General features: G+C 68.5%; 15 protein-coding genes. 11 read left to right on the forward strand and 4 right to left on the reverse strand.

The genetic code is table 11. The features are described 5' to 3' along the window. Positions 1 to 15 precede the first annotated feature (15 nt). From sbnB to ACZ50J_RS00100, 3 genes are read right to left on the reverse strand one after another with little or no spacing between them, the layout of a single operon-like run. Positions 16 to 1,086 carry a 2,3-diaminopropionate biosynthesis protein SbnB gene (sbnB, locus tag ACZ50J_RS00090; RefSeq protein WP_464299247.1) on the reverse strand — a complete coding sequence of 357 codons (1,071 nt, stop codon included), beginning with the start codon at positions 1,084 to 1,086 and terminating at the stop codon, positions 16 to 18. A 21-nt stretch (positions 1,087 to 1,107) separates the two neighbouring features. Further along, entirely contained in the window at positions 1,108 to 1,380 is a 273-nt protein-coding gene (locus ACZ50J_RS00095) for an acyl carrier protein (protein WP_464299248.1), read from the reverse strand. A 54-nt stretch (positions 1,381 to 1,434) separates the two neighbouring features. Continuing rightward, complete coding sequence (locus tag ACZ50J_RS00100) at positions 1,435 to 2,532, reverse strand: type III PLP-dependent enzyme domain-containing protein (RefSeq protein ID WP_464299249.1); 1,098 nt, start codon at positions 2,530 to 2,532, stop codon at positions 1,435 to 1,437. A 156-nt stretch (positions 2,533 to 2,688) separates the two neighbouring features. Here ACZ50J_RS00100 and ACZ50J_RS00105 point away from each other — a divergent pair, with 156 nt between their 5' ends. After that, a complete protein-coding gene (locus ACZ50J_RS00105; protein WP_464299250.1) occupies positions 2,689 to 3,306 on the forward strand; it encodes a ParB N-terminal domain-containing protein in 618 nt (205 codons plus the stop codon). A gap of 7 nt (positions 3,307 to 3,313) precedes the next feature. Here ACZ50J_RS00105 and ACZ50J_RS00110 read toward each other — a convergent pair whose 3' ends face one another. After that, positions 3,314 to 4,357, reverse strand: coding sequence for a hypothetical protein (locus ACZ50J_RS00110; protein ID WP_464299251.1), 1,044 nt, complete (start codon positions 4,355 to 4,357; stop codon positions 3,314 to 3,316). A 190-nt stretch (positions 4,358 to 4,547) separates the two neighbouring features. Here ACZ50J_RS00110 and ACZ50J_RS00115 point away from each other — a divergent pair, with 190 nt between their 5' ends. From ACZ50J_RS00115 to ACZ50J_RS00160, 10 genes are all read left to right on the forward strand, one after another. Further along, positions 4,548 to 6,224: an MFS transporter gene (locus ACZ50J_RS00115; protein WP_464299252.1), complete on the forward strand. Its 1,677-nt coding sequence runs from the start codon at positions 4,548 to 4,550 to the stop codon at positions 6,222 to 6,224. Continuing rightward, positions 6,221 to 7,153, forward strand: a complete 933-nt coding sequence (locus ACZ50J_RS00120; RefSeq protein ID WP_464299253.1) for an ACP S-malonyltransferase — start codon at positions 6,221 to 6,223, stop codon at positions 7,151 to 7,153. The genes ACZ50J_RS00115 and ACZ50J_RS00120 overlap by 4 nt, the downstream gene beginning before the upstream one ends. Positions 7,154 to 7,276: 123 nt before the next feature. Next, complete coding sequence (locus ACZ50J_RS00125; protein ID WP_464299254.1) at positions 7,277 to 8,851, forward strand: class I adenylate-forming enzyme family protein; 1,575 nt, start codon at positions 7,277 to 7,279, stop codon at positions 8,849 to 8,851. Further along, a complete protein-coding gene (locus ACZ50J_RS00130) occupies positions 8,820 to 9,068 on the forward strand; it encodes an acyl carrier protein (RefSeq protein ID WP_464299255.1) in 249 nt (82 codons plus the stop codon). The genes ACZ50J_RS00125 and ACZ50J_RS00130 overlap by 32 nt, the downstream gene beginning before the upstream one ends. After that, entirely contained in the window at positions 9,065 to 10,237 is a 1,173-nt protein-coding gene (locus ACZ50J_RS00135) for an aminotransferase-like domain-containing protein (protein WP_464299256.1), read from the forward strand. The genes ACZ50J_RS00130 and ACZ50J_RS00135 overlap by 4 nt, the downstream gene beginning before the upstream one ends. Further along, positions 10,234 to 12,633 carry a lantibiotic dehydratase gene (locus ACZ50J_RS00140; RefSeq protein WP_464299257.1) on the forward strand — a complete coding sequence of 800 codons (2,400 nt, stop codon included), beginning with the start codon at positions 10,234 to 10,236 and terminating at the stop codon, positions 12,631 to 12,633. The genes ACZ50J_RS00135 and ACZ50J_RS00140 overlap by 4 nt, the downstream gene beginning before the upstream one ends. Beyond that, complete coding sequence (fabG, locus tag ACZ50J_RS00145) at positions 12,630 to 13,379, forward strand: 3-oxoacyl-ACP reductase FabG (protein WP_464299258.1); 750 nt, start codon at positions 12,630 to 12,632, stop codon at positions 13,377 to 13,379. The genes ACZ50J_RS00140 and fabG overlap by 4 nt, the downstream gene beginning before the upstream one ends. Before the next feature lie 89 nt (positions 13,380 to 13,468). After that, positions 13,469 to 13,750 carry an acyl carrier protein gene (locus ACZ50J_RS00150; protein ID WP_464299259.1) on the forward strand — a complete coding sequence of 94 codons (282 nt, stop codon included), beginning with the start codon at positions 13,469 to 13,471 and terminating at the stop codon, positions 13,748 to 13,750. Next, complete coding sequence (gene fabZ / locus ACZ50J_RS00155; RefSeq protein ID WP_464299260.1) at positions 13,750 to 14,250, forward strand: 3-hydroxyacyl-ACP dehydratase FabZ; 501 nt, start codon at positions 13,750 to 13,752, stop codon at positions 14,248 to 14,250. Before ACZ50J_RS00150 ends, fabZ begins: the two co-directional genes overlap by 1 nt. Positions 14,251 to 14,268: 18 nt before the next feature. Beyond that, entirely contained in the window at positions 14,269 to 16,347 is a 2,079-nt protein-coding gene (locus ACZ50J_RS00160) for a GNAT family N-acetyltransferase (RefSeq protein WP_464299261.1), read from the forward strand. Positions 16,348 to 16,390 lie beyond the last annotated feature (43 nt).

Raw genomic sequence — 16,390 nt, forward strand, 5'->3', positions numbered from 1 at the left:
GGAGGTTGGCGTGAGTCACGGCAGTCGTCGCACGTCGTGGTAGAAGTCCGGCACCTCTCGCAGCCGACCGCTCGTGGCCAGGTCGTCATAGATCTGTTTGGCGAGTGCCAGGTCCAGCACGCCGAGACCGAACGGGGAGAAGATCGTCGGCCGGTCGGCGCGCAACGTCACCGTGCCCCGCACCACCTGGGCGAGGGTGCCGGTCAGGAAGTCCCGGTTGCCCAGGTGCTGCTCGGCCAGATGCACCGACGTGTTCGCCTTCAGGCAGTGCTCGACGTCGTCGACCACGTTGTCGGCGGCCAGCACCATCGAGACGCCCAGGTCGCGCAACGACAGATTGAGCACCAACGGCCGATGGCCGAGCAGTGCCGGGTCGTCGAGATACGGCTCGGGTGCGACGGTCGTGAACACCACGAGATCGCTGGAGCCGATGGCCTCGGTGACGTCGTCGGTGAACCGCGCCGAGCTTCCCGGGTGCGTCCGTCGGAGGTGATCGACGAAGGACGCTCCGTGCTCCGCGGAGGTGTCGTGAACGACGATCTCCCCCGGGGCCACTCCCGCCGCGAGGAGATACCGCACGACATACCGGGCGATCAGTCCGCCCCCGACGATCGCGACCCGATCGAAGGACCGGCCGTCGCGCAACTCGACGGCCGCCAGGGCGGCCGAAGCAGCGGTCCGGGTCGCGCTGATGATCGCGGACTCCACACAGGCCAACGGGTATCCCGTCACGGGGTCGTTGATGATGGTCACCGCGGACGCTCGGGGAACGCCGTGGGCGACGTTGCCGGGCACGCTGGAGATCCACTTCACCCCGTCGATGCCGACGGACCCGCCGACCGAGGCGGGCAGCGCGATGATGCGGTTGTCCGGCCGGTCCGGGAAGCGCAGGAAGTATGACGGCGGGTTGACCGTCTCCCCGGCGTCGTGCAGCAGGTAGGTGCGACGGATCACGTCGATGGTCTCGGCCTCGCGACCCGCCAGGTGGTCGTCGACCTCGTGGCCGCCGATGACGGCGAACGTGGGGACCGCCACCTCGGTGATGGTGGAGTCGATCTCGGAAGTTGCCGGTGCGGTGAGTGTCATGGTGATGCTCCTTCAGGGGTCTCAGCTGCGGGTTTCGCGGTCCACGAACGCGGTCAGGGTCGCGACGGTTGCGAAGTCGCGCATGCGCAGCTGCTCGACGTCGAACTCGACTCCCAACTCGTCGGAGAGGCACATCAGCAGGTGCATCACCCCTGTGGAGTCGACTCCGATCTGGTGGAACAGGGAGGTCTCGGGAGTGATGTCGGTGAGCTCGTGGCCGCAGACGTCCTCCAACACTCGCAGGACCGTCTCGTACGTGGTTCCGGTTGTCGGAACGGGCGGTGCAACAGACATGGTGACTTGCCTTTCGAAGTAGTGGTGACGAACGCGGTTGTGTGACAAGCGATTTCAGGTGGTGGGCGACATGACGTTCTGCCGGTTCAGCAGATATTCCGTCGTGGCGGCCGATCGGATGGAGACCGCTCGGCCGTCCACGACCAGCACCTCGGCCGGCACGCCGTGGCTGAGGATGTGACCGACCGGCAGTGGCAGGTCGAGCAGGCCGGCGCCGGCGGTGGCGACGAGGTCTCCCAGGCGCAACTCCGCCGCATCGAGGTTCCGGGCGGTGCAGTCGTCCTCGTGTCGCCCGGTGTCCTGCTCGGCGAGGAGCGCGTACGGGCGAGCACCATCCGGCAACGGGCAGTCGAACCTCACGGGAGCCCCGCTGGGCGCGGTGTGCACCACTCGGGTCAAAAGGGTCGCTGCCTGCTGCAGTTGCGGATGACCGGTCGCGATGACGACACGGCCGAGGTCGGCCAACGACGCGACGCGCCCGACCTGCTCGGCCGCGTCCGGCTGCAACACCACCAGTCGGTCCTCCGGCGATGCGCCCGTGAGGTGGCCGAGCAGGCGCGTGAGCAGTTCGACGGTCTCGGAGGTGACCGCACCGCCCGGCACGCACACGCCGATCGGGCGGACCTGGTCGAACGGGCGATCGGTCAGCGCGGTCAGGAAGGCTTCCGCGCCGGCCGGCGCGGCCGGGTCGACCCTGGCGACGACGGCAGCCGGGCGGCCGGCGACAGCGGCGGCATCGTCGAGCAGCGCGACCTGCGCCATGTCGGAGACCGCGAAGGCACCGATGCCGGCGTGCAGGGCAGCATCCACCAGGTCGGCGGAGCTGAGCGGACCGTCGAGCACGATGGTGTCCGCGTCATACCCCGACAGCAACGCGCTGGTGAGCTCGGTGTGAGTCCCGACGACCGCCCCGGCGCACCAGGTGCGCGTGGTCGCGGTGATCGAGACGTTCGGGTTCGCCGACAGCAGGTATGCCGCCTCGATCGGCCCGGGGTGTGCCGCCTGCCAGGTGCGCCACTGGCGGCGCAGCTCGTCGGCGTCATACACGCACACGGGGGTGCCGAACCGCTCCGCGATCTCGTGCAACGGCACGCCTTGAACAGCTGTGGCGCAGTCGGCGTCCGCTGCTGCTCGGCTGTCGGGAATCGGCATGGAAGTGCTCCTCGGGGCAGATCGTTATTCGTCTGGCATCGACGCTAGGCAGCGCGCGTGACCGGCCGCTGACAGGACGCTGACGGGCGATACCGGGTACGAAAACGGCTTCCTATGCTCGGGATTCGACAACAGGACTGATGAAAGGTGACCTCGATGGGGACCGCAGAGTTGATCGTCGATCCGCGACGGCTGATCCAGCACGAGCGAGTGCAGCAGGAACGATTACGTCAGGTCGCCGCAGCATTGGCGAGGGACGGGATCCGCGTTCCGATCGCCGTCACACCGGTCGGTGAGGACCGCTATTTCGTACTCGACGGCGCTCACCGCTCGACCGCCGCGGCGCAACTGGGCATGGCCGGTGTCCCGTGCACGGTCGTCGAACTGGGCGAGGAACCACGGATCGAGGGCTGGACCCATCGCGTGGGTGGAGTCCGGCTGTCGGCCGCCGTCGAGACCTCCGTGCTGACCGGACGCGGAGACGGCCCGGTGGTGGCGACCGTCCGGGCGTTCGGACGGTGTTGGCGTGCGCGGGCCGCCGACGACTCGCCGATCGCCGTGCATCGTGCGTTCCATCAGGTGGGTGAGCTCTACCGGCACCTGCCCTATGAGCGTGAGCGGGTACCGGTCGCCGGGGCGTGGGGGCAGGTGACCTGGAGCATCCCCCGCTGGGACGACCTCGTCGAGTTGGTCAGCAGGTTCGGCCCGTTACCGGCCGGGGTCACCCGGTTCGAGATCGAGCGTCGGGTCGCCGAGCTGCCGATCGCCGCGTGAGATCGGATCAGAGGAAGCCGCGCTGCATCGCGCGGACCCCCATCTGGAAGCGCGACGACGTGTCGAGCTCCTCGCTGATCTTGGCGATGACGCGACGGACGGAGCGCAACGACATACCGACGCGGCGAGCGATGGACTCGTCCTTGTGACCGCCCGCGAGGAGGCGAAGCACTTCCGACTCCAGCACGCTGGGCGTCCAACCGTCCTCGGTGGATTCCTCGGCGCCGCTGCGGGAGGCGACATACTTCTGCAGCGGTTGGGAGGCGTTCTCCCAGGTCCGTTCGAAGGTCTGCACCAGCGCGTCGACGAGGCCGGGCAGCGTCGTCAGACAGGCACCGGTGCCGGGCGACAACGGATCCGTCGGCAGCAGCGCCGCCGACTTGTCCCAGAGCGACAGCCGGGTCGGCAGCGTCGAGGCCACATGGACGTAGGCTCCCGCCTCGACCATCTCCAACTGGTAGTCGAGCAGTTCACGGGACTTGCGCAGATGTCCCGCGAGCACGATCGTGCGCATCTGGATGCCGCGGCCGATGAGCGCCAGATCGCCGGCCCGCGCCGCCTGCAGCGCCTCGGGTGACTGCTCGGTGGTGACCATGGACGCGACGTCCGAGACGGTCGACCGCATCAGATCGTTGATCCGATCGATGACGGTGTGCCGGTCCTTGAGGATCTCGACGGCGTCGTCGCGGAAGACGCGGGTCCGGTCGAACTCCTGCGCGAGTCGCTCGGCGGCGGTCCGGCTGGTCTGCAGCTCGGCCCTGCGGCGGGCCAGCGACGCCTCCTCGTCCTCGATCCGCGCGATCAGTCCGGCACGCGGCGATTGCGGGTGCACGATGCCGGCGCTGACCTCGAGCAGGTCCTCCTCCAGCAGCTTGTCCAGCAGTGGCTGCGGTTCGCTGACGTTGAGCAGGGACCTGAGATCCCCGACCGGACACGCCCCTCGCCGGACGAGCGTCGCGTACGCCGACCACACCTGGGGCGAGAGTCCGGTGCCGGTCAGATCGGCGGGCAACTCGAGGTCGCCGTCGCACACGTCATCCGGATCGGTCATCGACATTCAGTTTCCTCCCGCACGATCAGCTGCCCCCCATCGCGCAGACTGCCGTCTGCAGCATAGGTCGGTCGCGAATAACGACGGGATAACTGGACGAAAAGGTTCCTCGACATTCTCCTCGAGTAGTCAGGCGCGGGACTCGGTGGAACGGACCACGGCCCGCCGGGCACCAACTCAGGGAGTAGCCATGACATCCACAGCTTCCGCCGCGATCGGCCGCTCGGCCGCGCTCGTGGCGGCGATCCTGGCCGTATCCATGGTCATGATCGACCAGACCATCGTCGCCATCTGCGGACCGGCCATCGAGACCGGCCTGCAGATCTCGCACGGATCCCTCGAATGGGGCATCAACTGCTATCTGCTGGCCACTGCGGCGACCTTCGCCCTCGGCGGCAAGCTCGCCGATCACGTCGGGCACAAGCGCATCGCCATGCTCGGCGTCGCTGGATTCCTCATCTCGTCGGTGCTGTGCGCGGTGACACCTTCGGGTGGCTCGGCGGGTACCTGGTTCATCGTCGCGCGCGTCCTGCAGGGGGCGAGCGGCGGATTGATGTTCCCCGCGGCCCTCGGTGTCGTCGTCGCCACGGTCGACCCCGCCCGCCGAGGTCGGGCGATGGCGACGTTCTTCGCGATCACGGGTGCGATGACGGCCATCGGACCGATCGCCGGTGGCTACCTGGCGGTGCACGATTGGCGAGCCGTCTTCCTCATCAATGTGCCGATCGCGCTGGTGTCGCTCGCGGTGTTCGCCGTCACGCCGGTGCACAGTGAGCGCCGCGTCGGGCGACTGGACGTGCCGGGAGCCGTGCTCGTCGCGGCGGGTATGACGCTGACCATCCTCGGTCTGCAGCAGTACAACAGCTGGGATCACTCGAAGGCGCTCGCCGTCGGTCTCGTCGGTGTGGCGCTGCTGATCGGTGCCGCTGCGCACATGATGCGGGCCGCAACGCCGCTCATCGAACTGCGTCGTTTCTTCGACCGCGGCTTCCTGGCGTCGGCGCTTGCCGCAACGGCGTGCTCCTTCGCGTTCCTGCCGTTGTTCTTCTTCCTCAGCGTCTACGGACAGGCGGCACAAGGCATCTCGGCACAGGACTCCGGTCTGGCGATGCTGAAGTTCTTCATCGGTTTCGTCGTCGGCAGCCGCTTCGGCGCACGCATCTTCGACCAGGCCGGCGCGAAGCGCCCCATCGTGCTCGGCGGTGCGATCGGTGCAGCCGGGTTCATCTGGTGGGCAAGCACCCTGACGGACCTGTCCATCGACGGCTCGGCGTTCTCCAACGGTCAGTTGTGGCCGGCGATCGTCGCCGGACTCGGGATCGGCCTGGTGCTGACACCGGTCAGCACGGACGGCCTGAACCGGGGCGACTCCGCGTCATACGGGGAGATCACCGGGACGTTCCAGACGCTGCGGAACTTCGGTGGCGCTCTCGGCCTCGCGGTCATGTCGACGGTCGTGTCCCAGCAGTTCGACGAGCGGATCACCGCCGGCTTCGCCCGACTCGGCGCGCCGCGCAGTGCCGCTGAGTGTGTCGTGAACAGCGTCGCCGGCGGCGAGTCGTGCGGACGCGGATCCGGCGGCACGAGCAGCCCGGACGAGCGCTTCACCCACGTGGTGCAGGTCGGCTACGCCGAGGCGGTGCAGCACGCGTTCTGGATCATGGCCGCCGCGATGATCCTGGTCGCCGTCATCGGTGTGGTGCTCCACCCCGGGGACCGCGGGCAGTTGGCCGGCCACGCCACCAAGGACACCGCGCCGGCGAAGGCACCGCGCGAAGGTCGTCGGGTCGGCGCACTGCTGAGGGCCATCGGTGGCACCACCCAGCGCGCACCCCGTGCCGCTCGCCTCAGCACGGTGCGGCGATGACCGGCGCCGGGACGACCGTGGTCGTCGCACCGGGCCAGGGCTCGCAGGCACCGCGCATGCTCACGCCGTGGCTGCGCGACCCGGAGCTGAGGGCACTCGTCGAGTCCTGGTCCCGGGACAGCGGCCTGGACCTCGTCGACCTCGGCACCAAGGCACCCGCAGCAACGATCGTCGACACCGAGATCGCCCAGCCGCTGCTCGTGACCGCCGGACTACTGGCGCTGCAGACCCGGTCCGCCGTCGACCTCGCCGGGGACGCCACCGCGCTCGTGACGGCCGGCCACTCGATCGGGGAGCTGGTCGCAGCGGTGGGAGCAGGAGTGTTGCGCCCGGAGCAGGCGGTACGGCTGGCCGCCGTGCGCGGCCGTGCGATGGCCGCGTCCTGCCGCCGCGCCGAAACGGGTATGACGGCACTGCTCGGCGGCGATCCGGATGAACTCACCTGTGTCATCGAGGGATTGGGCCTGCAGGTTGCCAATCGCAACGCTCCCGGTCAGCTCGTCGTCGCCGGCCCGGTCGCGGCCCTCGCGCAGGTCGAGCAGGTCGTCCCCGACCACGTGAAGGTGCGACCGCTGCAGGTGGCCGGCGCGTTCCACACCTCCGCGATGTCCGCCGCACAGGAGGAGTTCGCCGCTGCGGTGGCCGACGAGGATTTCGCGGACCCGATCTGCCCCTGGCTGTCGAATGCCGATGGTGAGCCGCTCGAAACCGGAACGGCAGCAGCAGACTCGCTGGTCCACCAGATCGTGTCACCCGTCCGCTGGGACCTCGTCACACGGGGTATCGCGGCCAGGGATCCTCGCGTGCTGATCGAGCTACCGCCGGCGGGAACGCTCACCGGCATCGCGAAACGGGAGTTGCCGCAGGTGCGCGCCATACCTGTCGCGTCGCCGGCGACACTCCGACGCGCCGGCGCAAAGGCCGCCTGACCGCACCGCACCACACGAATCTGACCGGGGCCATCGGCCCCGGTCAGATTCTTTTGTGTCCGCTTCGCCGGTGTTGAAAACGGCGATAACAGAACGGAATAGCCGTCGGTTCGACTGTATGCCGTGACAGATCAGACACAGCGCCCGAACGAGTTGGTGTCGGGCCCCGGTGCAGCGGAGGAGAACCACGTGGCGACCATCGACCATTTGCTGGACAGTGCGGTGTCCACCCGTCCGGATCACCCGGCGGTGATCGACAGCGAGGGAACCCTCTCGTATGCCGAGCTCGACCTGCTGGCGAGGCAACACCAGGCGGCACTGACTGCCGCTGGAGTTTTCGCCGGCGACCGCATCGTCGTCACGGCTCTGAGCGACCGGCACACGGTGGCCCTGGTCTTCGCTGCAGCGCGTGCCGGCGTGATCTGCGTCCCGGTGCACCTGGACCTGCAGGTCGCCCAGCTGGTGCAGATCGCGGGCAACGCGGAGGCGGCGATCGTGCTCGCGCAGGACCCCTCCGACGAGTTGCGGCACGCGGTCGGAGGTGTCATCGACCGCTCCACGTGGTGCGCTCAACTTCCGGTGGCGACCACGGCGACCGGTCCCGTCGGCACGCGGCCCGAGCCGGCCCTGTTGCTCTACACCTCCGGCACCACGTCCGCGCCGAAAGGCGTTGTCTGTCCGCACGATTCGATCCTTGCTGCGACCGACTCCATCGGGCAGGTGCTGGAATACCGCCCGGAGGACGTCGTCCTCGTGCGGCTGCCCCTCGCTTTCGACTACGGGCTCTACCAGATCTTCCTCACGGTGGCCGCCGGAGCGACACTCGTGCTGGCCGGCCGGGAGTCGGACACCTCACTCGTCGAGCTCATCATCGAGCGCGAGGTGACGGTCGCGCCACTGGTCCCGTCGCTCGCCCAGATGTTGCTGATGCTGACCGGCGGGCACGCCGTGGACAGCCGCCTGCGCCTGGTCACCAACACCGGCGCGCGCATGGGTGAGTCGACCTGGCGCGACATCCTGGCCGCGTTCCCCGGCGCCCACTACGCGTCGATGTACGGGATGACCGAGTGCAAACGGATCAGCATCCTGCACCCGCACGAACTCGCCGAGCGGCCCACATCGGTGGGACGGCCCATCCCCGGCAACACCGTCCGGATCGTCGACGAGAGCGGAGCGACGTTGGCATCGCACGAGATCGGCGACATCGTCGTCCGAGGCCGCACGATGATGAGCGGCTACTGGCAGGTGCCGCTGGATCAGCAACGACAGTACGTCGAGTACGACGGCGGGCTGGAATTGCACACCGGCGACCAGGGCTGGCTGGACGAGGAGGGCTACCTCTACTTCAGCGGCCGCGACGACGACATCGTCAAACGGCACGGCATCCGAGTCAGCCTGACCGAGATCGAGGCCGCGGCCGAACGCATCGACGGGGTGGACGAGGCCGTCGTGCTCAAGCCGGGCGCCGACGGGCGGTTGGTCCTGTGCGTCGTCGGCGACCGGCCGATCGGCGAGATCCGCGACGAGCTGACCCGGACGCTGGACCCGGCCCGCCGCCCCACCCATATCCGCACGATCGAGCGAATCCCGCTCACCCGCAACGGAAAGCCGGACCGCAAGGCCCTCGACGCAGCAGTGAAATCAACCGATCACAAGGAGAAGAACAATGGACACGAACTTCGCGCAGTTGCTGGCTGACCACCTCCCCGAGGAGCAGCAGTCCCCTCAGTCGTCCGCCCGCTTCCTCGAGCTCGGCATGGACTCGATGGCCACGCTCGGTCTCTACCTCGCGGTCGAGCGGCACTACGGGATCCGCTTGAATCCCCAGGACATCGCGAGCGGTCGGCTCGCCTCCATCGACGGCTTGTGGGAGGCGGTCCAAGAGGCAACGGCCGCCGCCTCGGTGGCATCGTGATCACCCGCGAGAAGGTTGCCGCCCCGGACCTGTTCAGTGAACAGTCGGGAGTCATCTCCTTCGCCGGCGGGATGCCGAACCTGTCCGTCATCCCGTGGCACCAACTGGCGGACGACACCGACCGTCTGCTCCGGCTGGGCGGCCCGACGGTGCTGCAGTACACGACACCGACGGTCAGCCGTGGGCTGCGCCGAGCGATCGACGCACTCATGGCGATGCGCGGTGTGCCGCGCGACCCGCGCTCGGTCATCACCACGGCCGGGTCGCAGATGGGCCTGGCCGCGGTCGCCCAGCTGCTGGTGCAGCCCGGTGACGTGGTGATCTGTGAAGCACCCACCTATCCCGGTGCCATCTCGGCGTTCACCGCCGCGGGTGCCCGGATCGTCCCGGTCGACATCACCGCCGGCCTCACCGTCGAGTCCGTCACCGCGGCGCTCGAAGGAGCCGGTGCACGGGTCGCGTTCTATTACACGAATCCGGTGCTGCACAACCCGACCGGACGCACCCTGACGGCGGACGAACGCGCCGCCGTGGTGTCGGTCTGCCGTTCCAAGGGCGTCCTGATCGTCGAGGACGATCCCTACGGCCTGCTCGGCTTCGATCCCGAGACAGCACAACCCGATTCGTATGTCGCGGTGGCACCCGACACGATCTACCTGGGCACCTTCTCCAAGGTCTTCGCACCGGGACTGCGGGTGGGCTGGATCAGCGCGCCGGACCACCTCTGCGACGACCTGTCCTTCGTCGTCGAGGCGATGACGCTGGCGCCGCCGACCCTCAATCACGCCATCGTAGCGGGGTTCTTCTCGCTGGGTGACTGGCGAGGACTCATCGACGATTACCGAGCGGCATACCGGCGGCAGGCGCAGGCGATGACCGACGGCCTGACCGAGCTGTTGGGCGCCGAATCGCCCTGGCACTGGGAGAAACCCAGCGGCGGCTTCTATGTGTGGCTGACCCATCGAGACGCCGATGCCGACACCCGGGACCTGCTGCCCGTGGCCACCTCCGCCGGCGCGAACTTCGTGCCGGGAGCCTTCTTCGGCGCCGACGGTGCGTACCGCAACTGCATCCGGCTGTGTTTCAGCGCCAACGACGAACAACAGACCGCCGAAGGTGTCCGGAGGCTGGCCCCGGTGCTGCGTGATTTCCAAGGAGCGACACGATGACCGACCTGCAGAATGCACCGGCGCGGACGCTGGGCGACGTACTGCCGCTCGGCGGGACCGACTGGCGCATCTGGAGCGACTACGTGGTGCGCAGCGCCGGCTTCGCCATCCAAGGTATGGCGCCGTTGGCAGCACCCGCGCTGGAGGAGGCCGATCGCGCGGTCGTTGCCGGGCGACTCTCCGAGCAGGATTTCGCGGCCCTGCATCGCGACGAAAGCGTGCGGTGCGGTGCGTTCCTGCAGGACGTGTGTCGCGACCCGGCCTTCCGCACGGCGATCGCCTGGCAGAACCGACCTTTCGTGGAGTATCTCGACAAGGTGGCGAATCGCCCTGTGGAGCAACGCAACGCCAAGGCGCGGTATCGCGAGCGCATGGTGGCCCGCTACTGGCAGCGGTACTGCACCAAGGCGGAGACCATCGGCTTCTTCGGGCCCGTGCACTGGAGCTCCATCGAGCCGGACCACGAGACCGTCACCTATCGGCCCGGGAAGTCACTGGTCGACGAGCGGCAGTGCGCACTCGAGACCTGGGCCGTCATCGAGATCGGGGAGGCGCTCGCCGCGCGGCCCGGTGTCCGACGGCACCTGCCCGCCCTCCTGCGTGCGGACCTGACGCTGCGGACCACTCCCGAGGGTGGCCAGATCGTCGTGTCCGGACGCCGGCCCGAGCGTCTGACTGCAGAGGAGACGCGAATCCTGGCTCTGTGCAACGGATCTCGCACAGCAGCAGATGTCGCGTCGATCATCGCGGACGACGACCGGCAGGAGAACCGGCAGGAAGCCACCGAGCGGATTGTGGCGCTCTTCGAGCGACTGTCCCGGAAACGGCTGTTGACCTGGGGTGCCAACATCCCGATCTTCGACGATGCCGAGGAGATGCTCGACACCCGTCTCCTGTCGATCAGTGACGCCCGGATCCGCGCGGAGTGCCTGGCCGCCTGGGACGAGATCAAGGCAGCTCGCGACGGCGTGGCCGCTGCCGGATCCGACACCGAACTCGTCGAGGCGCTGCGTGTCCTCGACGAGAAGTTCGAGACCCTCACCGGTTCGTCGTCCTCACACGGTGGCGGACGCGCCTATGCCGGTCGCGCTGTCTGTGTCGAGGACACGACACGGGACGGACAGCTCACTCTGGGTTCGTCGGCCTTCGACCAGATCGCGGAACCCCTTGCCATGCTTGCTGGTTCGGCGACGTGGTTCTCCCGCCGGCTGGCTGCGGAGTATGTCGCGGCGATCGGCGGGCTGGCCGCCAAGGCCCAGGGTCGTCATACCGACCGACCCGTGCCGCTGGCCCGCATCTGGGCGGAGTCGCTGCGCCTCTTCTGGGGTCCGGGTGAGCTCCCGCTGCACCGTGCGGCGGCCGCCCTCGCGGCGGCCTGGTCGGAGGTGCTCGACGTCACCGACACGGATCTGCAGCGAGCACGGCTCGACCTGTCGGTCGCCGCGTGCCGCGAACGATTCGAGCGCGTCTTCGGCACCGACCCGACCCCGGGCTGGCTGCAGGGTGGTGTGCACAGCCCCGACCTGCAGGTGATCGCCCGGGACATCGAGGCCTTCCGGTCCGGTGACTTCACCGTCGTCGCGGGCGAACTGCACGCGTGCATCGCGTCATTGGACACTCCGGCGATCGCCTGGCCCAAGGGCACGACCACGGTCCATTCGGCGGTCAACGAGAGTTTCGGATCCGGCCGCGTCGTTCCCGTCTTCCCGCTCGGGTGGCGCCGCAACACCGGGCGATTCGTCCCTGCCGTGGCCGGCGCGGGCGACACCCTGTTGGGGTTCAGCAAGGCTCCGGTCCGTGACCGCGACCAGTTGGTCGCGATCGATGACCTCGACCTGCACCGGGACGGCGACGACTGGACGGTGGTCGCCGGTGACGGTCGCCGCTGGGAGCTGGCGGAGTTCTTCGGTGTGCCACTGTCCATCGTCGCGGCCGACGCCTTCAAGGTCGGACTCGGCGGCGATCACATCCCCCGGGTGAGCCTGGACAAGCTGGTGATCTTCCGGCAGACGTGGCGGGTCCGGCCGACCGACATCGCACTGACCACACGCTCGAAGGACGAGGCCGACGACTACCGCGTCATCCGCCGCTGGGCGCGTGAAACCGGTCTACCTGCAAGGGTTTTCGTCAAGGCGCCGGGTGAGGACAAGCCGGTGTATGTCGACCTCACCAGCCCCGTCTACGTCGCGACCCTCGCCGGCCTCGTTCGCCGGCTGACCGACGACCAACTGCTCACCGTCGGCGAGATGCTTCCCGACGTCGACCAGACCTGGCTGCCCGGCGCCGCCGACAGCGACGACACCTATGTGAGCGAGCTGCGCGTGCAGCTGGTCCACGAGGCGAGCATCAGCCGCCCGCAACGAACCGACACCGACCACGAAGGAATGACGTCATGATCAAGTACGCCGAGGGAACCAAGGCGCTGGTGACCGGCGCCTCCAAGGGCATCGGAGCCGCCTGCGCGATCGCTCTCGCCGAGTGCGGGTGTGATGTGGCCGTTCACTACAACAGCGACAAGGAGGGGGCCCTCGAGACCGCCGACCGCGTGCGGGCGCTCGGCCGGGAGGCCTACGTGGTCCGGGCGGACATCGCGGTCGAGGAGGACGTCACGGCGATGTTCTCCGAGCTCTCGTCGAACTTCGGCCGCGTCGGCGTCTCGGTGCTCAACTCCGGTGTGACGGCCGACGGCTTCATCGCCGCGATGTCGTCCGCGAAGTGGTCCCAGGTCATCGACACCAATCTGACCGGCACGTTCCTGTGCGCTCGCGAGTCGATCAAGCACATGTACCGCACCGGCGGTGCCGTGGTGATGGTCGCCTCGACAAGCGGTGTCGCGGGCCGACCCGGCCAGCCGAACTACTCGGCCAGCAAGGGCGGCATCATCTCGCTCGCCAAGTCCATGGCCGGCGAGGTCGCGGCACGCGGCATCCGGGTGAACGTCGTCGCACCGGGGTTCATCCAGACCAAGATGACCCGCGCCGTGCCGAAGAAGGCGCTGGACCAGGCCCTCGGCGTGATCCCCCTCGGCCGCATCGGCGAGCCGGAGGACGTCGCGGCGGCTGCCGCCTTCCTGGCGTCCCCGCAGGCGGCATACATCACCGGCAAGGTGCTGACTGTTGACGGCGGAATGATCAACGGATAACGGTGCACGCCAGTCTTTTTCACGACCGGGCCGGCATTTCCTGACCGGCCGCAGAACCACGACACACCATCACTGAAGGAGAACCTGTCATGAGCTACGACACCATCAAGGCGACGGCGCAGAAGCGCTTCGACAACAGCTGGACGCTGAAGTCCCGGATCATCGACGGGCTCGGCCTGGAGACCTCCCCGGAACTGATCTCGGACAACCAGCCGCTCTTCGGCCGCGGTCTGGAGATGGACTCCCTGGACACCCTCGAGATCGTCGTCATGGTCGAGGAGGAGTTCGGCGTCGGCATCTCCGACAGCGACACCGCCGCCTTCGGCTCGATCAACGCGATGATGGACTTCATCGAGGCGAAGGCCGCCTGATGACCGCCCAGCCCCAGCCGGCCGTGCGGCGGTACGGCGCGGACGAGCTGCTCACCATGCTCCCGCACCGCTGGCCGATGCTGATGATCGACAAGGCGTATGACGTCGACCCGGGCCGCAGCGGCAAGGGTGTCAAGAACGTCACGATCTCCGAGCCGTACTTCGCCGGCCACTATCCGAACCACTCGATCATGCCCGGCGTGCTGATCGTCGAGGCCATGGCACAACTGGTCGCGGTCGTCTACATCGCCGAGCACCTCGAGCAAGCCAAAACCGGTGCGGCAGAAGATGTTTCGGAGAAGGTCGGCTACCTCGGAGCGATCAACAAGGTGAAGTTCGCCGCCTTGGTGCGCCCGGGCGACCGACTGGATCTCACGGCCAAGCTCGGCGAGCGCTTCGGCGCCCTGCGCTCGGTCCAGGTGCGTGCCGAGGTCGACGGCAAGGTCGTCGCCTCCGGCTCCCTCACCGTCACCGAACGCGTAGCCGAAGCAGCTGCCTGAACGAAAGGAAAACGCACCATGGCGACCCTCGTGCGTGACTATGTCCCCGCCGACGCCGAGGCCGTCGCAGCCTTGTTCAACCGGCACCGGGACGTCCCCAACCCGATCGACGGCGGCATCACCGCGGCCCAACTCGTGCAGGAGCTGCAGGACCGGGACACCCACACCTTCCTGGTCGCCGTCGAGGGCGACCGGCTCATCGGCACCTTCGGCCTCTTCCACTCCGACGGCCGGCGGGTTGCCGGTCCGGGCGAGCTGATCGCCGACATGTTCTTCGTGGCGCCCGCCCATCGCGGGGGCATGCTGACCGCCGAACTGTTCGGTGCTGCCGTCGAACGGATGGTGCACAGCCCCTACTCGGTGCTCCGGTTGACCGTGAACCCGGCGAACGGCCCGGCATACACGCTCTATCGGCGGGTGGGTTGCCTCGCGGTGCATCGCACCGTGCCGGGTGCCGACGGGAACGTGCAGTTGCACAACTTCCTTCCGCTCGTCCTGCGTCAGGTGCTCCCCGCCCTGCCGAAGGATCTGCTGGATGCCGTTGTGACGCAACGGACCACGTCGTTCATCCCGCGTGCATTGCCGAACGACATGGACCAGGACGTCACGGTCGTCGCCGGCCGCCGGGTCGTCGCCGTGCCCTTCGCCATCGGCACCGTCGAGATCGACACGGTGATCGACATCGACAACCGTGTCGTGCTCAGCGCGGAGCTACCGGGCTTCACCTACCGTCCGGAACCACACCTGGTGCCGCCCCCGATGCCGGTCGACGCGGCACAGCCCGCGCCGACCGTCCTGCGCGCCGGTGACCTCGAACTTCGAGCCGCCGTCGACGGGACCGTCGAGGTATGGCGGGAGGGACATCTCGGGCCGGTGTGGACCGCACTGTGGCCGACCGCGGGTCGCGGCCGAGTCACCGGGTGGCGGGCCGGCAACCCGCGCACCGTCGACGTCGCGCGGTGTGACGCCGACTCGCTGAAGCTGACCGAGGTCATCGACGACACCACCGTGACGGCGACGGTCACGCTCGACGCCTCGGGTCTGTCGCAACGGTTCCGGGTCGACGGAAGCGAGCAGCCGTTACTGCGCGCCTACCACCTGGTCGGCCTGCGCAGCGGCCGGTTGCGGATCGACGATGCGGACTCCCCGCTGGGAGACGGCCTGGGGGTGCGCGACGCCGGCCAGCTACCGGCCGCGCAGACTGTGCTCGACGAGGGAGCCCAGCTGTGCTGGTCCTCTCCCGGAGACACCGCGGTGACCGTGCAGTCCCCCGCCGGCTTCGGCCTGATCAGCGGCATCGTCGCCGAACATCGGAACCTCAAGAACGGCAGCGCTTTTCGAGTCGACATCGGAGCTGCCGAAGCCGACCTGAGGACTGGTCAGCAGTCGGCTGCCGACGCCCACCACGACGAGTCCGCCCGGCAGCCATCGGACGAGACGGTCCGGCTTGCCGCGGAGGCAGGCGGTGTCGTCGCCTGGAAGCCGTTCGGGCGTAACGTTTTTCGCGCGCCATACCCACGCACCCGTGCCTTCGCCAACAATCCGCGCTGGTCGGCCGGCCTCTGGGCCGGCGGTGAACTCGACAGGTTCGACCGTTGCTACGGACCCGGCTGGGGCGTCGCCACCCCGCAGAACTGGACGGCGACAGGTTCGGAACTCAGCTCGACAGCTCAGCGCCTGCGTGTCACGGAGGACAACGACGCCGGCACGGCTCGCCTGACCGTGCAGGTCGACGGGCACAGCGACCCGGAGACGGTCGTGTGGCTCACGCCGGACGCCGCCCCGTCCGGGTTGGTCACCTGCTTCTCCCCGTATGACGACACGGTCGACCAACACGACCTGAAGGAGCGCTGGCAGCGCTGGACCTCCGCGGTGTGCGTGCCGCTGCGTGGCAACCGCACCCTGACGGTGACCTCCGACCCGAGGTCGGCGGCACATCCCGAGATCCTCGTGCGCTGCACGGATTCCGGAGTGCTGATCGGGGCATTCGCCCGGACCGGTGCGACGGCTGCCACCTGGTCGCTGCAGGTCAGCGACCGCACGATCACCGCGTGGTCGCAGGTGCAGCAGGCCGGTGTGGCCGGCACTGCCGCGTGAAATCCCGGCGATATCGACGCCATACAGCAGGTCCGTAGAAATC

The organism is Flexivirga sp. G2, assembly GCF_055397625.1.